Genomic DNA, 24,152 nt, shown 5'->3' on the forward strand with positions numbered 1-24,152 from the left:
GGAGCGGAAACGGCGGCCGGTTCAGGGGGCCACCCCCCCCGCCAGCCGGGCGAACCAGTCCACCACCAGCTCGGCGATTTTTTGACGGTGGGCCTCCTGGCTGAACATGTGGTCGGCACCGGGGATGACCGCCAGTTCGGCCCCGCGCGGGTTGAGCTCGCGGGCCCGGTAAGCTTCGGCCACCGGCACGATCTCGTCCTGATCGCCGTGCACGACCAGCAGCGGCACCTTCAATCCGGCGACGGCGGCCGGCAGATCGTAGCGCTCGGCATCCCCGAAAAAGCCCTCGGTCAACTCCAGGGTGCGGCCCCGGCTGACAAAGGTCACCCGCCCCTTGCTTTCCAGCTCGGCGCGCAGGTTCGACGTCAGAAAGTGGGCGGGGGCGGTTCCCGCCAGCCGGCCGGCCAGGGCGCAGACCCCCCGCACCTCGGGCGCCGCGGCCGCGGTCAGCATGGCCACCACGGCCCCCATGCTGTGGCCGAGCAGCCCGATCCAGTCCACCCCCTGACGGCCGAGGTAGGCCATCGCGGTCTTCACCTCGCCGATCTGCTTGGTGTAGGTGGAGCCCGCGAATTCCCCTTGACTCTGGCCGTTGCCGGAGAAATCAAAGCGCAGGGCGCTGAAACCGGCCTCGGCCAAACCGCTTCCGAGAAGCCGCAGGATGTTGATATGACGCGAGCAGGTAAAACAATGCCCGATCACCACCCCGCGGCGGGATGGCTTTTCGGGCAGATGAAGCGTTGCTGCCAGGGTCTCACCCGCAGCGTTCTGAAATTCGACCTGTTTCTGCATTAACCCACCTTTTAGCCAAAGCCCCGCGCCGATGTCAACACTCAAACAGGCGGCGGCGCTTGTGGCCCCCGGGACGCTCACCACCAGTAGGGATGATAGCCCCAGGGGCGAAAGGGATAATGGTAAGGATACCACCGGTAGTAGTCGTCAACGGCGGGATCCGGCCGTGGCGGCCAGAGGTGAATCTCCCGGACCTTGAGAACCGGATAGGTGTATTGGGTCTCGCCCAGCGGCAGGCTCTCGATCCCCGTGAGTTCTCCGGCCACCGTCACCCTGCGCCCGGGACTGAATATCTCCGGATCCAGGAAGCCCTCGTAGACCGATAGAAACCGCCCCTCCGACACGTCGACACTTCTGGGCTCCAGCCGGTAGTCCAGCGGCTTCTGCAGCACCTTCAGGCGGGTGACCTCCGCAAAGGGCGTGATCTCGATGATATCGCCGCCCCAGATCAGAGTTTCGCCCACATACGGCGGGGGGTTCTCCCGCACCGCCCGCACGCCGATGGTTTCGTCCGCTTGGTCCCGCAGGGGTTTGGAGATGGCCGCGGTACAGCCGGCAAGGGCAACCAGCAACCCCGCCATCAAGCCCAATCGGGTTAAGGTCGGCATTTTCATGACCACTCCTTGCGCTGATATTTTGGATGGGCGATCGGCCGCCACCCAACGGGGGCGCCATACTTGAAAAATTAAAATAAGCAGTTTCCACCCTGAAAAAAGGGCCGCCGCCAAGCGAGAGGGACCGCGGAGCGGAAACCCAGGAGAGGTGCGCGCCGTTTTGACTGCACCTCTCGCGCCCACATTCCACTTGTCAAGATGTGGGTTTAACATCTAAGATACCCTCGATCTGTGCCGTGAACCCACCAGAGGGAGGAAGGCGATGGAAATCAAGGAGCCGGTCATAAACCAAGCAGATATCCTGAAACTGCCGGACCCGGCGTTCAACAAAGGCCACGTCTGCATCGTCACCGGCTGCGGCACCGGCATCGGCCGGGCCACCGCGGTGGCCGCCGCCGCCAACGGGCTGACGGCCGCGGGACTGGACATCAATGCCGAGGAAGGCCGGAAGACCCAGCAGATGGCGCGCGACATGGGCGGGCAGATGGTTTTCATCGAAACCGACCTGGCCCGCGACGAGGAAGTCGAGCGGGCGGTGGCCGAGGCGGCCAAACTGGGCACGGTGAAATTCCTGGCCAATATCGCAGGGCTGCAGCACATCGATTCGGTTGAAAATTTCCCCATGGAAAAATACGACCTGATGCAGCGCATCATGCTGCGGGCCCCCTTTCTGCTCTCCAAACTGGTCATTCCGCACATCAAAAAGAGCAGCGACGGGATCGGCGCCATCGGCAACATGGCCTCGGTCCACGGCCACATCTGCACGGTCAACAAGCCGGTATACAACATCACCAAATTCGGCCTGCGGGCCCTGAGCCAATCGATCGCGGCGGAGGGCGGGGGTAAAATCCGGTCTTTTACCGTCAGCACCGGGTTCGTCAAAACCCCCCTGGCCCTCAAGCAGATCCCCGCCCAGGCCGAGCAGCGGGGCATCAGCCCGGAAGCCGTGGTGCGCGACGTGATGATGGGCGCCTCGCGGGTCAAGGAGATGATGGCCCCGATCGAGGTCGCCAACCTATTTCTGTTCGGCTTTTCGCGCTTCTCAAAATACCTCGTGGGCGGCGATCTGCTCTTCGACGGCGGCATGGTGCTGACCTATTAAGCACCACGGGTTTGCCGGCCAACCCGAATCGACCGGCCTTCGCCTCCGGCCGATTCATCTGGAAGCCCTGACGGATGGATCTTCACTCAACACCATGACATGCAGGAAAACCCCCAGGAGGTCTGCCATGCCCAGCATCCACCCGTTCCGCGCCGATTTGAAAGCGCGCATGAAAAAAGGCAAAATCGTCAGCATGCGGGAGGCGGTCGAGATCATTCAGGACGGGGACACCCTCGCCACCGAGGGGTTTGTGGGGATCGGCTTTGCCGAAGGGGTCGCCAGGGCGCTGGAGGAACGGTTTCTCGCCACCGGCCATCCCCGCGGCCTGACCCTGATCTATGCCGCCGGCCAGGGGGACGGAAAGGAACGGGGCCTCAACCATCTGGCCCACGAGCATCTGGTGCAGCGGGTGATCGGCGGCCACTGGGGCCTGGCACCCAAGCTGCAAAAGCTGGCGCTGAACAACCGGATCGTGGCCTACAACCTGCCCCAGGGGGTGATTTCGGTCATGTTCCGGGACATCGCCGCCAAGCGTCCGCGGACCATCACCACCGTCGGTCTGGGGACTTTCGTGGACCCGCGCAACGGCGGCGGCAAGATCAATGCCCTGACCACCGAGGAGCTCGTCGAGCTGATCACATTCGACGGGCAGGAATACCTGGCGTACAAAACGCTGCCCATCGACATCGCCGTCATCCGGGGCACCACTGGCGACATGGACGGCAACATCTCCATGGAGAAGGAAGCCCTCTTCCTGGAGGCCCTGCCCATGGCGATGGCCGCCAAAAACAGCGGCGGGCTGGTCATCGCCCAGGTGGAGCGCCTGGCCGACCGCGGGTTTCTCAGATCCCGGGAGATCAAGATCCCCGGCATCCTGGTGGACTGCGTGGTCGTGGCGGAAAAGCCGGCGCACCATCAGCAGACCTTCGCGGTGGACTACAACCCCGCGTTCACCGCGGAGTTGAAGGTGCCGCTGACGGAAATCGCGCCGCTGCCCCTGGACGCGCGCAAGATCATCGCCCGCCGGGCGGCGTTTGAACTCAAACCCAACGCCATCGTCAATCTGGGTATCGGCATGCCCGAGGGGGTGGCTGCGGTATCCTGCGAGGAGGGGATCCTGGATCTCCTCACCCTGACCGCCGAGCCGGGAATTATCGGCGGCATCCCCTCCGGCGGTCTGAATTTCGGGTCCGCCACCAATGTCGAGGTCCTTGTGGATCAACCGGCCCAGTTTGACTTTTACGACGGCGGCGGTCTGGACATCGCCTTTCTGGGCCTGGCCGAAGCGGACCGCCACGGCAACGTCAACGTCAGCAAATTCGGTCCCAAGCTCGCCGGCGCCGGCGGCTTCATCAATATCAGTCAAAACGCCAAGCGGGTCTGTTTTTTGGGGACCTTCACCGCCGGCGGCCTCAAAACCGCCGTCGCCGACGGGAAGCTGGCCATCCAGCAGGAGGGCGGTCAAAGAAAGCTGATGGCCGACGTGGAGCATGTCACCTTCAGCGGCCGCTATGCGGCGGCGAAAAATCAGCCCGTACTTTACATCACCGAGCGTTGCGTCTTCCGGCTGGGCCCCGAGGGCCTGGAGCTGGTCGAGATCGCACCGGGGATCGATCTTGAAAAGGACATCCTATCCAATATGAACTTCACCCCCATCATGCGGGAGGCGCCCCGAACCATGGATCCCCGCATTTTCATGCCGGACAAGATGGGGATTCAAACCGACCTGCTGGACGTTCCGATTGCCGATCGCATCCTCTACAATTCCGACGAAAACATGCTCTTCATCAACTTCGAAGGGCTGACGGTGGATTCAACCGAAAAGATCGAGATGATCAAGGCGCGTGTGGAAGCCCTCTGCCGGGAAGCCGGCAAGCGGGTCGTCACCGTCGTCAACTACGACAATTTCAACATCAGGCCCGAGCTGATCGATGAATACACCCAAATGGTCAAATACGTGGTGGAAGCGTTCTACGAGCAGGTCCACCGCTATACCACCAGCGCATTTTTGCGCATGAAGCTCGGGGAGGAGCTCAAAAAACGCCACCTGGCGCCGCACATGTACGAAACCGCCAAAGAGGCCCGCGCGGCGATCAAAAAATAAGACCGTGCGGCCGCCTCCCGGCTATGGCCCCGGCAAAAAAGTAATTCCACAGCTGACTTGTCTTTTTTTCCTCTACCGGTTTGCACCCGACGCCGATTTTAGAAATTGGCGTCTTTTTTTTGCGAGCTTCAATCTGAAAAGGAAAACCGTTTTGAAAAACACCGAGACACTTTTTGCAGAAGGGGTTGACTACACCTCGGATTTCGCCAGGAGATGGGTGCTGGTGATTGACGCTTTGCACAAGCGAAGCAACCAGGCCCTCAGAAACACGGAACGAGAGCATGTTTTGGCTGCACCCTATAAAATGGTCCTGGACGGCAGGACATTTGACAAACCGGTTAATTACACGCTGGTCAAGCTCAACCCACCCGACGGTTTTGTCAAAAAGCACACCCGGGCGGTGATGGGAATTTCTCCCCGGGCGGGCAGAAGGGCGGGTATCGCAGGGACCATGGATGTTTCGCAGGCAACCGTCCTGCTTGAACTGGGCTATGAGGTTTATTGGGTGATTTTCACCAGAGAACCGGAACCCGGACAAACGATTCCCGACACTTTCGAAGCCATCAAGGCTTTCATTGAGCTGGTTTCGGAGCGCCACCCGCACCCCAGCGGGCCCATCCTTGTGGCCAATTGCCAGGCTGGCTGGGCAACGTTTTTTACAAAACTCAAGTATCGTGAATTGAAGTTCACCCTCATTCCAATTGCTTCACCACTATCCTATTGGGCGGGCAATCGGTGGGGGGTGTCCATGAGGCCCTATGGCGGATTATCGGGCGGGGCGCTTATTCCCGCTTTTTTGAGCGATTTGGGAAACGGAGAATTTGACGGCGCTTTGCTGGCTGGGAATTTTGAAACCCATTCGTTGACCAACACGGCGTTTGCGAAAATCATGCGCGCGCTGATGAAGGTTGATGTTGAAAGAATCAAATTCCTGCAAATGGAAAAATGGTGGAATTGGTACGCGCGGCTCAACAAGGAGGAGATTCTATGGGTGCTCATGAATCTTTTCATCGGCAACAAGCCAGAGCGCGGAGAGCTGGAAATTGATGGCGAAAAAATCGACATGCAAAATTTTGATGACCTGCTGGTCGTTTTTTCTTCCCAGGGTGATGATATTGCGCCTCCGTCCCAGTGCCTTAAGTGGATTCCCAAGGTCTACGACAGCTTGGATACGCTCAAGCGACTCGGTAGACGGATCGTTTATGTGATCCACCCCAAAGCGGGTCATTTGGCCATTTTTCTTTCAGGAATCGTTGCCCGAAAACATCTCGGACCGGTAGTAGCCCACATCGGGCAACTGGAAAGCCTGGCGCCAGGCCTTTATGAGGCAATCCCTCGGAATGATGGCTCACTGATAATTGAGGCGCGAACTTTCAAGGATATCCAAAAACTGGACGACTGCTCGGGGAAAGAATTGGAGCCGATGTTTGAAACAATCTCCGCGGTTTCAAAATTTAATCTGGGGCTTTATGAAACCTTTGTGAGTCCCATTGCGAGATCACTGACCAATAAGGGCATTGCAGGATTGGTCAGGGAAATGAATCCGCTGCGGTTGTCAAGATACCCATTTTCCAGCTTGAATCCGTTTCTTTTCCCCCTGACTTTTGCGGTTCCGTTGATCGAAAAACCTCAATTTCAATTGGATCAGGAAAATTTTTTCTTGGCACTGGAGAGAGCCGTCAATGAGACCGGAATCGCCCTGCTTGATCTTTTTACCCAAGCAAGAGCCATGGCATATGAGGCGATTGTCGAGGCAAATTACAATAATTTTCTAACCCGCTGGTTTTTTAGAAATCCTTTCATAGGCCATTGATTATTGTGGCTCCAAATTGTACATTGACTCGCCTTACCACACTCTCAACCAAGGAGCACCCCATCATGTCACCCCTGATCAGAACCGCGCTGGGTCTGGCCCTGCTGCTGGCCGTCCCGGCCGTCGCACTGGCCGCCGACCCCGCCCCGGGAACACAGCAGCTGGAGGAAATCGTCAAGCGGGTGATCCGCGAAAACCCCAAGCTGCTCTACGACACCATCACCCAGTACCACCGGGAGCTTCAGGTCCGGCAGCGGCAGCAGCAGTTGGAAAGCAGCTTCAACAACCGGATCGCCGACCAGGCGGCGCCCCACAACCCGGTCAAGGGCCCTGAGAACGCCGTCGTGACCATCATCACCTACACCGATTTCGAGTGCCCCTACTGCGCCCGCGGGGCTCAGACGGTCGAAGAGATACTGGCGCTCTACCCCGAAACAACCCGCCTGGTGTTTAAAAACCTGCCGCTCAACTCCCACGAAAACGCCCTCCCCGCAGCCCGCGCGGCGCTGGCGGCCCACCGGCAGGGGAAGTTCTGGGGATACCACGACCTGCTGTTCCAGAACAGCGGCCAGTTGAGCGACGAGCGCCTGGTTGCGCTGGCCGGGGAGCTGGGGCTTGACGTGGCGCGCTTCGACCGCGACCGGCAATCGGATGAGATCGCAGCCGAAGTCGAGGCCGACCGCAAACAGGCCGCCGCCCATAACATCGGCAGCACCCCCACCTTCGTGATCAACGGGGTGGTGGTCACCGGTGCCCAGCCGCTGCCTGAATTCCAGCGCGTGATCGACCGGCTGCTGGCCGAAGCCGCCCCAAAAAAAGCGGCTCAGTAAGAGCGGGCGGCGATGGCGTGCCCGGCGGGCCTCAAGCGGAGCGGTAAAGCCGCAGGCTGTTGGAGACCACCGTCAGGCTGCTCAGCGACATCGCCAGCGCGGCCATGATGGGGTGCAGATTGCGCAGGAAATCCGGCACGAAGGTCAACGGGTGGAGGGCGCCGGCGGCGACCGGAATCAGGATGATGTTGTAGACGAAGGCCCAGAAAAGGTTCTGCCGGATGGTCCGCAGGGTCGCCCGGCTGAGACTGATGGCCTTGGGAATCCCGTCCAGACTGCCGCTGGAGAGGATCACGTCGGCGGCTTCGATGGCCACATCGGTGCCGGTGCCGATCGCCAGGCCGACATCCGCCTGGGCGAGCGCCGGCGCGTCGTTGATGCCGTCCCCCACCATCCCCACCTTGGCCCCCTTTTCCCGCAGCTCTCGGATCTGGCGGGATTTCTCATCGGGCCGCACCTCGGCAAATACCGCATCGATGCCCACCTGGTCGGCGATGGCGTGGGCGGTCTGGGCGTTGTCCCCGGTCAGCATCACCACCCGCAGCCCCTGGCGATGCAGGGCCGCAATCGCCGTCTGGGAATCGGGCTTGAGAGTGTCGGAAACGGCGATCAGCCCGGCCGGCTCTTCATCCAGCACGACCACCATGACGGTTTTGCCCTGGGCTTGGAGTTCGCCCACTATTTTCGCGACAGCGGCCGCCTCACCTCCGGGGGCTTCAAACCAGCCGGGTTTGCCGATGCGCACCTGGCGGCCGTCAACCCGGGCGCTCACCCCCAAGCCGCCGGCGGCCTTGAAATCCTCCGCCGGCGGCAGGCTCAGCCCGCGCCGGTCGGCCTCGGCCACGATGGCCTTGCCGATGGGGTGTTCCGAACCCTTTTCAGCCGCGGCGGCGATTTGCAGCAGGCTCTGATCCGATTCCAAGACCTCGCCCAGCGGCGCCAGGTCCGTCACCGCCGGCCGGCCGGCGGTGATCGTGCCGGTCTTGTCCAGCACGATCGTGTCCAGGTGCGCCGCGGTCTCCAAGGCCGTACCGCTCTTGAAGAGGATCCCCTTTTCAGCCCCCTTGCCGGTCCCGGCCATGATGGCCGTCGGCGTGGCCAGCCCTAAAGCGCAGGGGCAGGCGATCACCAGCACGGCCACCAGCCGGATCATGGCCGGCACAAAAGCCCCGCCGATGGCCCACCACAGCGCAAAGACCACCAGGGCGACACCGATCACGGTGGGCACGAACACCCCGGCGACTCGGTCGGCCAGGGCCTGAATAGGGGCCTTGCTGCCCTGGGCCTCCTGCACCAGGCGGATGATCTGGGCCAGCGCGGTCTCCTTGCCCACCCGGGTCGCCCGCATGGTGAGCACGCCCTCCTGGTTGAGAGTCCCGCCGGTCACCCGATCCTCCGGCTTTTTGTCCACCGGCAGGGGCTCGCCGCTCAACATGGACTCGTCCACCGCCGAGCGTCCCGCCAACACCTCGCCGTCCACCGGAATGCTCTGACCGGGGCGCACCACCAGCCGGTCGCCCACCGCGACTTCGGCCAGCGACACTTCCCGTTCGCCCGCCGCGGTCAGCACCACCGCGGTCTTGGGGCTCAGGTCCATCAGCTTGCGAATGGCCGCCCCGGTGCGCCCCTTGGTGCGGGACTCCAGCATCTTGCCCAGCTTGATCAGGGTGATGATCACCGCGGCGGTCTCAAAATAGACATGCGCGCCCAGTGCGGGCAGCAGCAGGACGGCCATGGAATAGAAGTAGGCCGCCGAAGCGCCCATGGCCACCAGCACGTCCATGTTGGCGGTGCGGTTGCGCAGGTTTTTCCAGCTACCGACATAGTAATCCCAGCCGGTGTAGAACTGCACGGGGGTCGCCAGTGCCCAGAAGAGCCAGTTGACCCACGGGGCGTGGCTCCAGGCGCCGATCAAAGCGAAATCCCGCGCCATGCTGAGGAGGATAAGGGGTGTGGTCAGCACCAGCCCCACCACAAACTTGCGGGTCTGGTCACGGATTTCGGCCCGCCGGGCGGCCGCCTCCGCATCTTCCACACTTTCCCCGGCCTCGGGCAAAAGCGCCTCAAACCCGGCCGCTGAGAGCGCGGCGGCCATATCCGCCGGGCTCGCCAGATCGGGCAGGTATTCGACGACGGCCTGCTCCGAGGCGAAATTAACCGCCGCCGAGAGCACCCCCGGGACCTTGGCATCCAGGCTGCGTTCGATGTTTCGGGCGCAATTGGCGCAGGTCATGCCCCGCACCGGGAAGGCGACCGTCGCGGTGGGCACCTTGAAGCCGGCCTGTTGGATCTGCGCCAGAATCTCCTTGACGGCAACCGCCTTGGAGTCAAAGGTGACGCTCGCCCGCTCGGCGGCAAAATTCACGCTGACCGCTTCGACCCCGGCAAGCTTCCGAACGGTGCGCTCGATGTTGAGTGCGCAGTTGGCACAGGTCATCCCGGCAACGGGAATATTGATGCTGGTGGCTGGCATCGGCTCCGCCCTCACTCCGCCGCCGGGTAGTTGATCTCCCGCAGTATCTGCAGGATCTTGGCGCGGCTGGCCGGCGCCTCCCAGGCAACCGTGACGGCCTTGGCCTGGGGGTCGCCGGCCACTGAAAGGACCCCGGCGATCTCGGCCAGCTCGTTTTCAATGGTGCGCGTACAGTGCCCGCAGGAAATATTGGGGATTGAAAAGGTGTGGGTTTCCATGGCGGTTGCCTCCTCAGATTGCGGTTTCCGGCAGGTTGCGCCAAGCGGCAACCCGCCGGGAAAAGAAGCCGGGGGAAAACCGTGGGCGCTTGTCTTGAAAATACAAACTTAAAGTAAACCCGAACCAGGGGAGTTCAAGGTTGCCGGAAGGGGTCGGCACGGAGGGTCCAAAGCACTTTCAAATGATGCCAATTTTTTTCACCAGCCAAAAACTGTTCGATGGTTGAAAACATTCCCGTCCGCCCCCAACAGTCAGATAAAAATTTGATTTCTTTTTATTTTTAGCTCTTCAGAGGCTAACCGCAGCCATGGAAAATCCTTGACATAATTTCCCGATATTCCTAACTTGAGCGCGTTAGGCATTGACCGCCAAATGCAAAGGAACCCCCATGAGCTGCAGTGCCCCCCTCAGCGCCAGCATGGAAGACTACCTCGAAGCGATCTACCACATCGTGGCCGAGAAGCAGGCCGCCCGGGCCAAGGACATCGCCCAGCGCCTGAAGGTCAACAATTCCTCGGTCACCGGCGCCTTGCGGGCCCTCTCGGAAAAGGGGCTCATCAACTACGCCCCCTACGACGTCATCACCCTCACCTCCGAGGGAAAGCAGCTGGCCGAAGAGATCGTTCGCAAACATGAGGCGTTGAAGGATTTTTTCACCACGATTCTGCACATCAGTGAGGAGGAGGCCGAGAAGGCCGCCTGTGGCATGGAGCACACGGTTTCGCCCAACATCCTCGACCGGCTGATGCGCTTCACCGAATTTATGGAGATCTGCCCCCGGGGCGGGGTGAGCTGGATCGACAATTTCTGGGAAAACGTGGAGAAGGGCTGCGACCGGATGGAGCCTTACGAAGACTGTCAGCGCTGCATCCAGGACTGCCTGGCGGAGTTCGATGCCAAAAAGGCCCAGATCGACGCCAGCGAGGGCGAGACGGTCCTGCGCGACCTCACCCGCGGCCAGCGCTGCAAACTGCTGAAAATCAGGGGCCGCGGCGATGTCAACCGCAAACTCAAGGCCATCGGCGCAGCCCGGGGCAGCATTTTCGAAGTCGAAAACGTCAACAGCCCGGACCGGGTGATGGACGTCAAGGTCAAGGGCTATCACATCTCCCTGCGCCAGGACGAAACCGCCAAAATCGTGGTGGAACCCCTGGGCTGAGCCCCCCCGCGCTGGCAAACGGTCAGCTGAATCCCAGCAGCCGCCCCCCCTGCCACACCCCGAAAGCCGCCAGCCAGGCCAGAGAAGTGCTGTAGACGATGCTGAAGGCCATCCAGCGCAGCGAGCCGGTTTCCCGCCGGATGGCCGCGATGGTGGCCAGGCACGGCAGATAGAGGAGCACGAAAACCATCATCGCCAAGGCCGAAAGGGGCGTCATGCCGGCCCTGTGGAGGGCGCGTTGGAGGGCGTCGCCCTCGTCGGCCGAGTCCACGGCGTGCAGCACCCCCAGGGTGCTGATGACGATCTCCTTGGCCACAAACCCCGTCAGCAGGGCCACACCGCCGCGCCAGCTGATGCCGATGGGGGCGAAAACGGGTTCCAGCGCCCGGCCGATCCGCCCGATATAGGACTTTTCGATGCGCTCGGCCTCCCGGGCGCTTTCAACTGCGGCGAGCGCCGCGCGGTGTTCCGCCGCGATGGCCGCGCGCGCCTCGGGTGGGGCGTTGAGAAGGCGCTCGCTGAAGGCCGCGTCGATCCGCTTGGCTTGCGCCGCGTGGTCGGTGGCGTATTCGATCTGGCGCGGGAATGCGGTCAGAAACCAGACGATCACCGCTCCCGCCAGAATGATCCCGCCCATCTTGCGCAGAAAGATTTTGCTGCGGTCCCACATGTGAATCATCAGGCTTTTGAGCATCGGCACCCGGTAAGGCGGCAGTTCCATCACGAAGGGGGCATCGGCCCCGCGCAGGAGGGTGGAGCGCATCAACCGTCCGGTGACGATCGAAACCAGAATTCCGGTCAGATAGATCGCAAAGATCACCGTCCCGGCCCGCGGGCCGAAAAAGGCCCCGGCCAGAATGATGTAGACCGGCAGTTTGGCCGAACAGGACATGAAGGGCGTGATCAGGATGGTGAGTTTGCGGTCCTTCTCGCTCTCCAGGGCACGGGCGGCCATGACCGCCGGCACGTTGCAGCCGAACCCCATCAGCATGGGAATGAAGGACTTGCCGTGCAGCCCGATGAGGTGCATGATCCGGTCCATCAGGAAGGCGGCCCGGGCCATGTAGCCGGTGTCTTCGAAAAGGGCGATGAAAAAGAAGAGGATCAGAATGTTGGGCAAAAAAACGATGATGCTGCCCACCCCGGCGATGATGCCGTCGAGCACCAGGTCCTTCAGCAACCCCTCGGGCAGCAGGGCCCTGAACCCCTGGGCGACCCAGCCGACACCGGCATCGATCCAATCCATGGGATAGGCCCCCAGGGTGAAGGTCAGCTGGAACATGGCCCAGATGAAAAAAAAGAAGATCGGGAAACCGAGAAAGCGGTTGGTGAGCACCAGGTCGATGTTGCGGGAGATGTCCACCCGCTGCCGCGTGGAGGTGGTCATCACCTCCTTGACGATCCCGGCGATGAACCCGTAGCGCTCATCGGTCATCAGGATTTCGGGGTCCTCGTCGAAGCGGTCCCTCAGGCGGCTGCGCAGCCGCGCGGTTTCGGCCAGAATCTCGGAACCGAAGGCGCCGGCCTTTTCCAGCACACGCGCTTTGACGATCTTGTCGTCCTCGAGCAGCTTGATCGCCGTCCAGCGCGGTTCGTAGGGCGGCGAAAAGTCGCTGCGGGCGGTCATGAAATCCCGCAGGGCGCCGATCGCCGCTTCGATATCCTTGCTGTACTTGACCTTGCGACTGGGCGCGGCCGCCGCCCCGCGCTCCGAGAGCGCGATGGCCTGGCCGACCAGCGCGTCGATGCCCTCGTTCTTGTTGCCGACGGTGAAGACCACCGGCACCTCGAGCAGCTCCGAAAGCTTTCCGGCGTCGATCTTGATGCCCCGCGAACGGGCCAGGTCGGCCATGTTGAGGGCAAAGAGCACCTTGCAGTCCAGCTCCCGGACCTGGGTGGCCAGATAGAGGCTGCGCTCCAGGTTGGAGGCGTCGATGATGTCGATGACGACGTCGGGATGCGCCTCCAGCACGAAATCGCGGGCGACGATTTCTTCGATGGAAAACGGCGTCAAGCTGTAGGTCCCCGGCAAATCGACGATCTTGAGCGCGTAGCCGTCGCGCTGGATGATGCCTTCCTTCTTCTCGACGGTTACCCCCGGCCAGTTGCCGACCTTCTGGCGGGTGCCGGTGAGGTTGTTGAAAATCGTGGTTTTGCCGGAATTGGGGTTGCCGGCCAGGGCGATGGTGAGGCGTTTGGCGGGAGGGGTCATGTCAGCGAAGGCTTTCAACGGTTATCTGGGCCGCCTCCTCCACCCGCAGGGAGAGGTGCGCGCCCTTGACCACGATTTCGATGGGGTCCTTCAATGGCGCGTATTTCTCCACCCGGATCTCCGTCCCCTTGATCATCCCCATCTCCAGGATGCGCCGCCGCAGGGCCCCGTTGCCGCCGATGCGGACGATCGTCGCCTGCTGTCCTTCCCGCATTTCACTCAAACGCATGCTGTTCACTTTCGGGACTTTGCACCAAAATTTTTAGGGACAGGCCGCGGCCGATCACCAGGCGGTTGAAGGCCAGTGCCACGACCACCTGCCCGTTTCCGGTGTTGGTCACCACCTCGATCGCGTCGCCCACCCGCATCCCCATGGCCATGAGGCGCAGGCGGGCGGCCGAGCCGCCGCGAAAGCCGCTGATCACCATTTTCTCGCCGGGCCGCGCCATTGCCAGCGGCATCTCCACCTGCCGGGACTGCATGCACTCCGAACAGATGCCGTAGATCTCCATCTTGTGCTGCAGCATATGAAACCCGTGGGCCGCCGCTATCTGCCCTTGCAGCCTTTCCAGCCGGTCGTCGGTGAACTCGATAATCCGGCGGCATTTGGTGCAGACCATGTGGTCGTGGTGCTGGCCGAGATGCCGGTGTTCAAAGCGGATGACGCCGTTGTCGAACCGGTGTTTGCGGGCGAAGCCGAAATGGCACATCAGGTTGAGGGTCTCCCGCACGAAGGCGGCGTCGGTCGTGTCGCCGTTTTCGGATACCAAGGCCGCCAGTTCGCTGGCGGTGACATGCTGCTCGGTCTGCAGGAACGTTTCCACCACCCGCAGCCGTTCATCGAAGCGGTCGATTTTCTCCTGCTCGAAAAGCTTGATGAACTGCTGTTTTTCCTGTTGATGCAGTTGACGCATGGCGCAATCCGCTCCCCTGATCTCCACCGGTGCCGGCCCAGGGCGGCATACCGGGCCCATCAACAGCGACCCTGTTTGGCCCCTTGCCGCTGGCGTCACCGCCCGCGCCCCGGCTAAAAATTTTCTCACCACCATCTCAAATTATGGCTCTTGAGCGGCCCGTCAATTTTTGGCAGAGCCAACTGAATACGGATAGGCGAAAATTTTGTCAAGCACTTTATAACGGTGCGAATCCAAAACAGGCCTGGGTTTAACAGGAGAAACGAACCGGACCCTCTGCAATGGTTCGGATCTAGAGGTGCCATCCCGGATCCCACTCTTCGATCCTTCGGGGCCAATCCCAAAGACTGGCGGCCCGCAAAGACGGCGCTGGATTTTGGTTCGTCCAAATGGCACGGCCGTCGACCCCCATCGGGGTGTGGGTCGATGGGCGTAACCCGGCAGACGGGCCAACGGAGGAACAGGATGTGAAATTGTTTCTGGCCGGAACCCTTACCCCAGGTGTTTGATCACATCCTCGGAAAGGGTGTCGTCATGGGCTTGAAAGACCGGGATCAATTCCGCGGCAATGTCCTTGATGGACTTGATTTTCTTTTCCTTCATGACCGCCTGGATCTTCTCGACCCCCTCCTCGATCAATCTCAAGCCTTCGGCGATGGCGATGACATCTTTGCGTTCCATGGTCGGCGTCTCCTTTGCAGTTCGGCCACATCGGCGGCGTATTTGAAGGTTTAAGGGCAAATTTGATTCTAACCACTGCCAGAATTCAATGCAACCCCCGGTTGCGGCGGGCGCTCCCTATCAACCCGAAGTCTTTTTGAGCGCAAACCGTTGGTTTTTTCCGCCCCATACCTTGACGACCGCCTGTGCCGCATTAAAATAGGTGAAAGCGCGCGTGAGTGCGCTTGAGTCATGTGAAAGCCATCGGCTTTTTCATTCACTCCTCCTTAAGGGGTGGCTCTTCGGAGCCACCCTTTTTTGGTTGTTTCCCACCGGCCAGATCCCATCCCCCTTGTGAAGGTTTTTTCCGCGCCGTTCCGCGACCCTCTTGTTTTGAGATATCGCCTGTATTAAGATGCCCCCTTTCCAATTTTACGGCCACCTGGAAATGGGCGGCTAATAACCTTCAGGTCAACTCAAAACCGCGGCGGCCTTTTGGCGGGCCGCCGCGCGGAATCAGGGCCATGAAACAGCCGAGCCGCTGGGTGGTTTTCCTCATCGCGCTGGCCCTCTGGGGACTTTCGCCCATGAACGCGGGCGCCCGGGAGCTGCCGGTGATCCGTATCGGCATCCTGCGGGACGGCCCGGCCGTGCGCTTTCCGGAAACCCGCGCGATCCTGCAGGAGGAGATTCTGGCGTTGACCACCGCCGAGTTTGACGTGCGCTTTCCGCCCGCCGCGGACCGCGACGGCAACTGGGAGCCGGCCCGCATCCGCGCTGCCCTGGACGGTCTCCTGGCCGACCCGCAGGTCGATATCGTGGTCACCCTGGGGGCCATCGCCTCCAATGAAGCCTTCCGCCGCGGCCCACTGCCCAAACCGGTTATCGCCGCGGCCGTAATCGACGCCAAGCTTCAAAACCTGCCACGGCGCAACGAGGGCAGCGGCGTGCGCAACCTCGCCTACATCGATGCCTTCAAAAGCTTCGAACGCGACATCCGGGCGTTTCATGAGCTCACGGGACTGCGGCACCTCGGCGTCCTGGTGGACCACCTGCTGCTGGCCGAATTCCCCCGGCTGCAGTCCGCCGCCGAAGACCTTGGCCGGCAGTTGGGGGCCCGGATCACCCTCCAACCGGTGACGGCCGACCCCGAGGCCGCCCTGGCCCTCCTGCCCCGGGACGTCGACGCGGTTTATATCACCCCGCTGCTGCGTTTCCCGCCGGAGGCCTTTCAGCTGCTGACCGCGGAACTCAAATGCCGCCGGCTGCCGAGCTTTTCCATGTGGGGCCGGGACGAGGTCGCCCTCGGGATTTTTGCCAGCCTGGCGCCGTCCACGGATTTCGAGCGCCTAGCGCGCCGGATCGCTCTCAACATCCAGCGCATCCTGTTGGGCGAGGCCCCGGAAGACCTGCCGGTCTCCTTTGCCGCCGGCCGCCGGCTGAGCATCAACATGGCGACGGCGCGGGCGATTGACCGCAGTCCCGGGTGGTACCTGCGCACCGAGGCCGATCTCATCCACGACGACCCCCAGGAGGGAGGCCATCGGCTGACCTTGAAAAGCGCCATCGACGAAGCCCTCAGCGCCAACCTGGAGCTGGCTGCCGCAGGCCGAGCGGTCAGCGCCGGCGAAGCCAGCGTCGATGAGGCCCGCAGCTCCCTGCTGCCGCAACTGGACGTCGCCAGCCAGGGAGTCGTGATCGACGAGGACCGCGCCGAGGCCAGTTTGGGCCTACAGCCCGAGCGCGTCTGGCAGGGCACGGCCAGCCTCAGCCAGCTGCTTTACTCCGAGGAGGCCTGGGCCGACTACGCCATCCAGCAGCATTTGCAGGCGGCCCGGGTCAAGGAACGCGACGCCCGCCTGCTGGACGTCGTCCTGGAAACCGCCGAGGCCTACCTCAACCTGCTGCGGGCCGAGAACTTCGCCCGCATTCAGCAGGACAACCTGCGCTTGACGCGCGCCAACCTCGAACGCGCCCGGGTGCGGCTCTCCACCGGGATGTCCGACCGCTCCGAGGTTTTCCGCTGGGAAAGCGCCATCGCCACCAGCCGCAGAAACGTCCTGGAGGCCCAGGCAACCGTCCGCCAGGCGATGCTGCAGCTCAACCGCCTGCTGCACCGGCCGCAGGAGGATGTCATCAGCGCCGCCGAAACCGACCTGGACGACCCCCTGCTGATGATCGCCGACCCGCGAATGCTGCACTGGATGGACAGCCCCCGAGACTTCGATCGTTTGCGGGACCTGTTGGTGCGCGACGGCCTGAGGCTTTCCCCGGACCTCAACCGCCTGGATTTCGTCATCGCCGCCCAGCAGCGCGCCTTGGTGGCCGCCAAACGCGCCCACTGGCTGCCCACCGTCCTCCTGCAGGGCAGCGTCAGCGAGGCCTTTGCGACATCCGGCGCCGGTTCGCAAAGCCCCGAGTTCCAAGTGCTGCCGGAGCTGCCGCCCCTGACCCTGCCCGAGGCCGACGACACCGACTGGCGCGTTGCCCTCCAGGCGCGCCTGCCGCTTTTCACCAGCGGCGGTCAGTCGGCCAAGGTCCGCCGGATCAGCGAGGAGAAGGCCCGCCTGCAGCTGGAGCGGCGGGCGGCGGCCGAGCGCGTCGAGCAGAAAATCCGCAGCGCCCTTTTCCAGACCAGCGTTTCCTATCCAAACATCCGACTGTCGCGCGACGCCGCCCAAGCGGCGCGCCAGAACCTCAACCTGGTCACCGACGCCTACACCCGCGGGGCCGTCCCCATCGTCACCCTGCTGGACGCCCAGAACAACAGCCGGGTGGCCGAGCAGGTGGCAGCCAACGCCGTCTACAACTTCCTGATCGACCTGATGCGCGTCCAGCGGGCCGCCGGTCGGTTTTCGCTGCTGATGGCCGCCGAGGAGCGTGAAGCCTGGCTCCAGGAGCTCGACAGCCTTTACCGCGCTCCGCGGGCGGCCCCGCAAACCCCCTGACGGGCCGCCCCACGGACGTCTGTTCCAGCCGCCGAGGATAGTCGATAAGATGATACCGAAACCGCTGTCGTTTACACTGGTCTGCCTGATGGTGGCCGCCCTGCAGGGCTGCGGCAGGGGCGATGAGCCCCCCCGCCGGGAGCCGGTGCGACCGGTCCGCTGTGTGCGCGTGGCGCCCACACCGGCCGCGGAAGTCCGCACCTTTGCCGGCATCAGCAAGGCGGCCCGCGAATTCAGCCTCAGTTTCCGCGTCGGCGGCACCATCGCGTTCATCGGGGTCGCCGTCGGCGACCACCTGCAGGCGGGTCAGCCGATCGCCCGCCTGGACCCCACCGATTACCAGCTGAACCTCCGCAAAGCCGAGGCCGCCCTGGCCAGCGCCGAGGCCGAGACCCGCAACGCCGCCGCCAATTTCGAGCGCATGCGGGCCCTCTACGAAAACCGCAATGCCTCCCGCAACGATCTGGACGCCGCCCGCGCGGCCTACGAATCCAGCCAGGCCAGTGTCCGCGCGCTTCACCAGCAGGCCGCGCTGGCTCGCCGCCAGCTGGACTACACCCGCCTGAACGCACCGGCCGCGGCCTGCGCCGTGGCCCAGGTGCCGGTGGAGGTCAACGAGAACGTGACCCCCGGTCAGGCCGTGGCCGTGATCGCCTGCGGCAGTCAGCCAGAGGTCAAGGTGGCCGTCCCGGAGGGCGTCATCGGCCGCATCCGGGAAAAGGGGCGGGCCACGGCAACCTTCGACATCATCCCGGATGAAGCCTTTGCGACGGTGGTCACCGAGGTGGGGGTCGCGGCGGTGGGAGGCGACACCACCTTTCCGGTCACCGTCCGTCTGGAGACCGCCGACAGCCGCATCCGGCCCGGGATGGCGGCCGCGGTCAGCTTCTACCTGGAAGGCGCCGCCGGGCGGATCTTCCTGCCGCCCGCCGCCGTGGGCGAAGACGAAAAGGGGCGGTTCGTCTTTACGCTGGAGCGCCTGGCAGGCGGTTTCGGCATCGCCCACCGCCGGGCGGTGGAGGTGGGCCCGATCGGGGCCGCGGGGCTGGAGATCGTCGCGGGGCTCAGCCCCGACGAGCTGGTGGTGACCGCGGGGGTCAGCCGGATCCAGGAAGGGCTCAAGGTCAAACTGCCGTAAAGACCCGTTTTTCCCCGGCGCAGCGCCGCCAGCGGGCATCCCAAGGACCGCTTGCCGTGAACATCACCCGCTTTGCGATCGAAAAAAACCGGATCACCACCGTTTCCCTGCTGATCGTCCTCCTCGGCGGGATCATGGCCTACCAGCGCTCGCCACGGGATTACGATCCGGGCTTCATCATCCGCGCGGCCCAGGTGGTGACCTATTTTCCCGGCGCCAGCCCCGAGCGGGTGGAGCTGCTGGTCACCGACAAGCTGGAAAAGGCCATCCAGGAAATCCCGGAACTGGATTACATCAAAAGCCAGTCCAAAACCGGCCTTTCCATCATTCGCGTGGAGATCCGGGAGCGCTACACGGCCATGCGCCCCATCTGGGACAACCTGCGGCGCAAGGTCGCCGCGGCCACCCCGGGGCTGCCCGAAGGGATCGTCGGCCCGTTTGTCAACGATGAATTCGGAGACGTCTTCGGCATCGTCCTCGGTCTGACCGGCGAGGGTTTCTCCTACCCGGAGCTCAAGGAGGTCGCCGACCAGATTCGGGACGAGCTGCTGCGCATCGAGGATGTCGCCAAGGTGGAAATTTACGGCGCCCAGGAAGAGCGCATCTTCGTGGAGTTCAACAACGCCCGCCTGTCCCGGCTGGGGCTCTCGCCCCACCAGCTGATGGGCATCCTGGAAGGCCGCAACATCATCATCCCCGGCGGCGACCTGGTGGTCGGACCCGAGCGGATCGTGCTGGAGCCTTCGGGCAATTTCGAATCGTTGGAGGACCTGCGCCGGACGGTCATCAGCATTCCCGGACAGCGGGAACTGCTGTTCCTGGAGGACATCGTCGACATCCGGCGCGGCACCGTCGACCCGCCCCGAACCCTGATGCACACCAGCGGCGCGCCCTCCCTGGGGCTGGCGGTCTCCATGCGCGCCGGCGGCAACCTGATCGAATTGGGCAGGGCCGTCAGGGCCACCCTGGAGCGTCTGGAGGGACGCTACCCGCTGGGCATCGAAATCGAAACCCTCAGCTTTCAGCCCGAGGAGGTGGACCGCAAGATTCTCAGCTTTCGGGACAACCTGCTGCAGTCCATGGGGGTGGTGGTCGCCGTGATGGTGGTCACCCTGGGCCTGCGCACGGGGCTGCTGGTGGCCTCCCTGATCCCCATGACGATCCTGATGGCCTTGGGCCTCATGTACCTGCTGGGGATCGGGCTGGACCAAGTGTCGCTGGCGGCCCTGATCATCTCTCTCGGCATGCTGGTGGACAACGCCATCGTGATGACCGAATCGATCATGGTCCAGATGGCCGAGGGCAAGGCGCGCGTGGCCGCAGCGGTGGATTCGGCCCGCGAGCTGATCGTGCCCCTCCTGACCTCCTCGCTGACCACGGCCGCGGCCTTTCTGCCGATTTTTCTGGCCAAATCCAGCACCGGCGAATACACCGCCCCGCTTTTCAAGGTGGTCTCCCTGACCCTGCTCTCCTCGTGGCTGCTGGCGCTGACCATGATCCCCATGCTGTGTGTCCGCTTCCTCCGGGTCGCGCCGCGCACGGAGCGCTTGGACTCCCGGGCCTACCGGTTCTACCGCTTCTTTCTGGTCACCGGCCTCAAGCACCGCGGCCTGACCCTGACGCTGGTGGCGCTGATGTTCGCCGCCGCGGTCTATGGCGCCCGTTTCCTGCCGGTGATCTTTTTCCCCCCCTCCGAGCGGGCCTATTTCAAGGCCGAACTGACCCTGCCGGCGGGCAGCGCCATCGAGACCACCGAAAGCGTGTTGAACGCGGTCGAGGCCTTCATCCGCGCCCGGCTGATGCCCCCTTCGGGGCGCGGCCAGGGGGTCGTCAGCTGGGCGAGTCACATCGCCTCCGACGGACCGCGCTTCGTGCTCCAGCACCAGCCCAACCCCGGCACCCCCGAACACGCCCTGATGGTGATCACCACCCCCGGCCCGGCTGCCATCGGCCCGGTGATGGATGCCCTGGACGCCTACGTTTCGCAGAATTTCCCCGATGCCGAGCTGAAAATGGACCGCATCGAAAACGGCCCACCCATCCGCCACCCGGTGGAATTCCGGATATCGGGCAAGGACCCGCATGTGCTCTTCGAAATCGCCGACGGGGTCAAGCAGCGCCTGCGCCGCCTGGACGGCGCCCGCAACATCAAGGACGACTGGGGGCAGCGCAGCAAGAAGCTCGTGGTTCAGGTCAACCAGCCGCGGGCCCGGCGCGCCGGGGTGACCAGCCGGGACATCGCACTGTCGCTTCAGACCGATTTGAGCGGATTCGAATTGAGCGCCTACCGTGAGGAAGACCAGGTGATCCCCATCGTTCTGCGCTCGGTGGCCGCCGAGCGCCAGGACATCGGCAAGCTGGAGAGCCTCAACGTCTACGCCCAGGCAACCGGCCGCTCGGTGCCCCTCAAGCAGGTGGCGGAAATCAGCCTCGCCTGGCAGTACGCCGAGATCGTGCGCCGCGACCGGCTGAAAACCGTGACGGTCAGTGCGGACCTCCTGCCGGGGGTGACGGCCAGCGAGATCACCCGCCAGATCGTACCCTGGCTGGAGGCCCAGGCGCCCACCTGGCCCGTCGGCTACCGCTTCGAGCTGGGCGGCGAGGCGGAAACCTCCGAGAAGGCCAACGCCTCCATCCGGGACCAGGTGCCGGCGGCGGTCTTCATCATCCTGCTGCTGCTGGTGGCCCAGTTCAATTCCCTGCGCCGCACCCTGATCATCATGGTGACCATCCCGCTGGGGTTCATCGGCGTGATCATCGGCCTTTTCGCCGCCCGTCTCTATTTCGGCTTCATGACCCTGCTGGGGATCATTTCCCTGGCGGGCATCGTGGTCAACAACGCCATCGTGCTGCTGGAGCGCATCCGGCTGGAGGAGGAGGTCAACCGCCTGACGCCCCAGCAGGCCGTCGTGGCGGCCGGCCAGCGGCGGCTGCGGCCCATCATTCTGACCAGCGCCACCACGGTTTTCGGCCTGCTGCCCCTCTACCTCTGGGGGGGTGCGATGTGGGCGCCGCTGACGGTCGCCATCATGAGCGGCCTGATCTTCGCCACCTTTCTGAGCCTGGTGGTGGTGCCCGTCTTATACGCGCTGCTCTTCCGGGTGGGGTTCAAGGACTATCGCGGGGCGTAGCGGGAGGGAAAAGGCTGCGGCATAGCAACCCACCCGCTATTCAATCAGCCCTTTTGATTTCAGCATGGGCAGCGGATCGACCAGTTGCCGGGCAAACCATCCGCAATAGTTTTTTTCTCCCATCGCCAGCGACAAAAGCTCCGAAAAATGCAGCGTCGGGATTTTATCTTTGCGGTTGCAGCGCAGCTCCAGGTTCAAGTGGCACATGGCGCAGGCGGTGACAATGCAGTCCGCGCCGATGTCCACTGCGCCCCTCATGATGTCGTTGACGATCGGGGTGACCACATCCGGGCGGGCGGCGGAAAGGAAGGTCCCGCAGCATTGGGATGCAAACGCCCAGCGCAGGGGTTCGGCACCAAGGGCTGCCAAGGTTTTTTCCATGAGCCCGTGGTAGTTTTTTTCATGCCGCATGTCCGGCGGGCGATTCAACATGCAGCCGTAGTATGGAACAAACCGGATGCCCGTCAGGGGTTTTTGGCGCCCGTTGAGATAAGGCTTCAAGTCCCGGCTCACCAGAAACTCGAAAAAGTGGATGATGCTCAGAGCCTGGTCAAAAGGCCGATCCCACATATTCTGATAATGTTTGCGTGCGGATTGACTTTTTTTCAGGAGCAGTTGGGCGTGCCGCAAACGCAACAGACAACTGGGGCAGGCCGCCAGCAGCATTTTTCCGGGAGGAACCAGGGACAGGTTGCGGGAGGCCAGATCAAAGGCCAGATCGGAGTGGATGCTGTGGGCCGAGGAGGTCCCGCAGCAGTTCCAGTCCGGCAACTCGACCAGATTGTATCCCATGCGGTGAAATACATTGATCAGGGACTGGTTGTTTTCCTTGGCCGAGGTGGCCAGAGAGCATCCCGGGAAATAACAGATATCGGTTTGTTTTACACCCGAAGGCGTGGCATCAGTCGGCATGGCTTCGCCCTTCCCATAGGCCATTGAAGAGATGCTTGATTTTGGCGATGTTTTTCACCCTGGAGGGCATCAAATCCAGTTTTCGTTTGGCGAGCATCTTAAGCCCCACATCCATGTCGGAAAACCAATCGCGGGTTCTGACCTTGTAGCGCAGCATGATTTCCAGTTTGTGCGTCCGCCCGTAGCGCGCCACCGTGTTTAAAACCTCCCGGTGAAACCCCAGGATGCCGGGTTCCGCCACCGGCACCTGCCTCTCCAGCGCGATCTGCCGCAGGGCGTCCATGATGGCCGCGATGTCGATGGCCATGGGGCAGGCCATCGAGCAGGTGTGGCACCCCACACACAACCAGATGGTGGCGCAGCTCAGCGCCTGCTCCGTCTGTTTGAATTGCAACAGGCGAATGACACCGTGCGGGTGATAATCCATCGCCTCGACAAACGGGCAGCCGCTGGCGCAGCACCGGCAGTGGAGGCAGGAATTGAAATCGACCCCGGAGCGACGGGTCACTTCAACACCGATATCGAAACCAGTTTTTTGTCCAGGCAACCTGATGATCGGCAGCGGCATATCGCCATTCATTGCAAAGCTTTCAATTTTTTCGAATGAGTATGGTGATCGAGAGGATTTTCGGGCATCAAGGGATCGTTCACCCCTTCGATTCCGCTTGTTCCAACCGGAAATCAAAAATTGGAGATGGTCGTGCAGGTTCGATTCGGCTTGGGCTACCCCGAGTGGGCAATTGCCTTGACCTCCTCGGCCTCCGAGCTGTCACCGAAGACGGCTTCCCTGATTATTCTCTCGGCGGTATCATTGAGGTGGGTGGTGAGTTCCTTGTCGAGTTCAACAAATTCGGGCCACAAGGTCTTGTCCACAAACGTTTTGGAGACTTTGGCCATTACGGTCGTGTATCGTTGGCGGTAATACCGGTAGGGCTTGATATCGTAGCGCCGCAGCAAGGCGACAAACAATTTTCGAGACCACATATTTTGCAGGGTAAATTGGTACTCGATCGGGGGATCTGTCTCCTGGTATTGCTCTAATTTTTCCTTGATTCGTTGTCGTGCATTCTCGGCCGCGAATCGCTCGCCGGGGGTTGTCGCACCGGAGTAGAGCGCGTCAATCAATTTGAG

General features: G+C 62.6%; 19 protein-coding genes. 8 read left to right on the forward strand and 11 right to left on the reverse strand.

The window, feature by feature from the left end; all coding sequences use genetic code 11:
• Positions 1–21 precede the first annotated feature (21 nt).
• A complete protein-coding gene (locus tag LJE63_05320) occupies positions 22–792 on the reverse strand; it encodes an alpha/beta fold hydrolase (protein MCG6906026.1) in 771 nt (256 codons plus the stop codon).
• Positions 793–869: 77 nt separating this feature from the next.
• Positions 870–1,406 carry a Slp family lipoprotein gene (locus LJE63_05325; protein MCG6906027.1) on the reverse strand — a complete coding sequence of 179 codons (537 nt, stop codon included), beginning with the start codon at positions 1,404–1,406 and terminating at the stop codon, positions 870–872.
• Between the two features lie 262 nt (positions 1,407–1,668).
• Here LJE63_05325 and LJE63_05330 point away from each other — a divergent pair, with 262 nt between their 5' ends.
• The 4 genes from LJE63_05330 to LJE63_05345 all read left to right on the forward strand — a co-directional run bounded on the left by LJE63_05330 (position 1,669) and on the right by LJE63_05345 (position 7,255).
• A complete protein-coding gene (locus LJE63_05330; protein MCG6906028.1) occupies positions 1,669–2,508 on the forward strand; it encodes an SDR family oxidoreductase in 840 nt (279 codons plus the stop codon).
• A gap of 127 nt (positions 2,509–2,635) precedes the next feature.
• Entirely contained in the window at positions 2,636–4,612 is a 1,977-nt protein-coding gene (locus tag LJE63_05335; protein MCG6906029.1) for an acyl CoA:acetate/3-ketoacid CoA transferase, read from the forward strand.
• A gap of 151 nt (positions 4,613–4,763) precedes the next feature.
• Positions 4,764–6,425, forward strand: coding sequence for a DUF3141 domain-containing protein (locus LJE63_05340; protein ID MCG6906030.1), 1,662 nt, complete (start codon positions 4,764–4,766; stop codon positions 6,423–6,425).
• 65 nt (positions 6,426–6,490) lie between these two features.
• On the forward strand, positions 6,491–7,255 hold the full coding sequence (locus LJE63_05345; GenBank protein MCG6906031.1) for a thioredoxin domain-containing protein: 765 nt from the start codon (positions 6,491–6,493) through the stop codon (positions 7,253–7,255).
• Positions 7,256–7,286: 31 nt separating this feature from the next.
• Here the strand turns inward: LJE63_05345 and LJE63_05350 are convergent, their stop codons facing one another.
• Positions 7,287–9,728: a heavy metal translocating P-type ATPase gene (locus tag LJE63_05350; protein MCG6906032.1), complete on the reverse strand. Its 2,442-nt coding sequence runs from the start codon at positions 9,726–9,728 to the stop codon at positions 7,287–7,289.
• Between the two features lie 11 nt (positions 9,729–9,739).
• Positions 9,740–9,946 (reverse strand): heavy-metal-associated domain-containing protein, encoded by a 207-nt coding sequence (locus LJE63_05355; GenBank protein MCG6906033.1) that lies wholly within the window; start codon positions 9,944–9,946, stop codon positions 9,740–9,742.
• 389 nt (positions 9,947–10,335) lie between these two features.
• Here LJE63_05355 and LJE63_05360 point away from each other — a divergent pair, with 389 nt between their 5' ends.
• Positions 10,336–11,106: a metal-dependent transcriptional regulator gene (locus LJE63_05360; GenBank protein ID MCG6906034.1), complete on the forward strand. Its 771-nt coding sequence runs from the start codon at positions 10,336–10,338 to the stop codon at positions 11,104–11,106.
• 22 nt (positions 11,107–11,128) lie between these two features.
• Here LJE63_05360 and feoB read toward each other — a convergent pair whose 3' ends face one another.
• The 4 genes from feoB to LJE63_05380 form a co-directional block, all read right to left on the reverse strand.
• On the reverse strand, positions 11,129–13,336 hold the full coding sequence (gene feoB / locus LJE63_05365; GenBank protein ID MCG6906035.1) for a ferrous iron transport protein B: 2,208 nt from the start codon (positions 13,334–13,336) through the stop codon (positions 11,129–11,131).
• Positions 13,320–13,547, reverse strand: coding sequence for a ferrous iron transport protein A (locus tag LJE63_05370; protein MCG6906036.1), 228 nt, complete (start codon positions 13,545–13,547; stop codon positions 13,320–13,322). Before LJE63_05370 ends, feoB begins: the two co-directional genes overlap by 17 nt.
• On the reverse strand, positions 13,534–14,232 hold the full coding sequence (locus tag LJE63_05375; GenBank protein MCG6906037.1) for a transcriptional repressor: 699 nt from the start codon (positions 14,230–14,232) through the stop codon (positions 13,534–13,536). Before LJE63_05375 ends, LJE63_05370 begins: the two co-directional genes overlap by 14 nt.
• 492 nt (positions 14,233–14,724) lie before the next feature.
• The gene (locus LJE63_05380; GenBank protein ID MCG6906038.1) at positions 14,725–14,913 is read right to left on the reverse strand and encodes a hypothetical protein; all 189 of its coding nucleotides are present in this window, start codon (positions 14,911–14,913) and stop codon (positions 14,725–14,727) included.
• 503 nt (positions 14,914–15,416) lie between these two features.
• Here LJE63_05380 and LJE63_05385 point away from each other — a divergent pair.
• The 3 genes from LJE63_05385 to LJE63_05395 are packed head-to-tail and all read left to right on the forward strand — an operon-like array spanning position 15,417 to position 22,109.
• Positions 15,417–17,840, forward strand: coding sequence for a TolC family protein (locus LJE63_05385; GenBank protein MCG6906039.1), 2,424 nt, complete (start codon positions 15,417–15,419; stop codon positions 17,838–17,840).
• A 49-nt stretch (positions 17,841–17,889) separates the two neighbouring features.
• Complete coding sequence (locus LJE63_05390) at positions 17,890–18,978, forward strand: efflux RND transporter periplasmic adaptor subunit (GenBank protein ID MCG6906040.1); 1,089 nt, start codon at positions 17,890–17,892, stop codon at positions 18,976–18,978.
• Positions 18,979–19,034: 56 nt separating this feature from the next.
• Positions 19,035–22,109, forward strand: a complete 3,075-nt coding sequence (locus LJE63_05395) for an efflux RND transporter permease subunit (protein MCG6906041.1) — start codon at positions 19,035–19,037, stop codon at positions 22,107–22,109.
• Between the two features lie 36 nt (positions 22,110–22,145).
• Here LJE63_05395 and LJE63_05400 read toward each other — a convergent pair whose 3' ends face one another.
• The 3 genes from LJE63_05400 to LJE63_05410 all read right to left on the reverse strand — a co-directional run.
• Positions 22,146–23,021: a hypothetical protein gene (locus LJE63_05400; protein ID MCG6906042.1), complete on the reverse strand. Its 876-nt coding sequence runs from the start codon at positions 23,019–23,021 to the stop codon at positions 22,146–22,148.
• Positions 23,011–23,589 (reverse strand): 4Fe-4S dicluster domain-containing protein, encoded by a 579-nt coding sequence (locus LJE63_05405; protein ID MCG6906043.1) that lies wholly within the window; start codon positions 23,587–23,589, stop codon positions 23,011–23,013. The genes LJE63_05400 and LJE63_05405 overlap by 11 nt, the downstream gene beginning before the upstream one ends.
• Before the next feature lie 155 nt (positions 23,590–23,744).
• Positions 23,745–24,152 (reverse strand): hypothetical protein (locus LJE63_05410; GenBank protein MCG6906044.1); only part of this gene is annotated, 408 nt, incomplete at its 5' end.

This window comes from Desulfobacteraceae bacterium (genome assembly GCA_022340425.1).
Classification (GTDB): domain Bacteria; phylum Desulfobacterota; class Desulfobacteria; order Desulfobacterales; family JAABRJ01; genus JAABRJ01.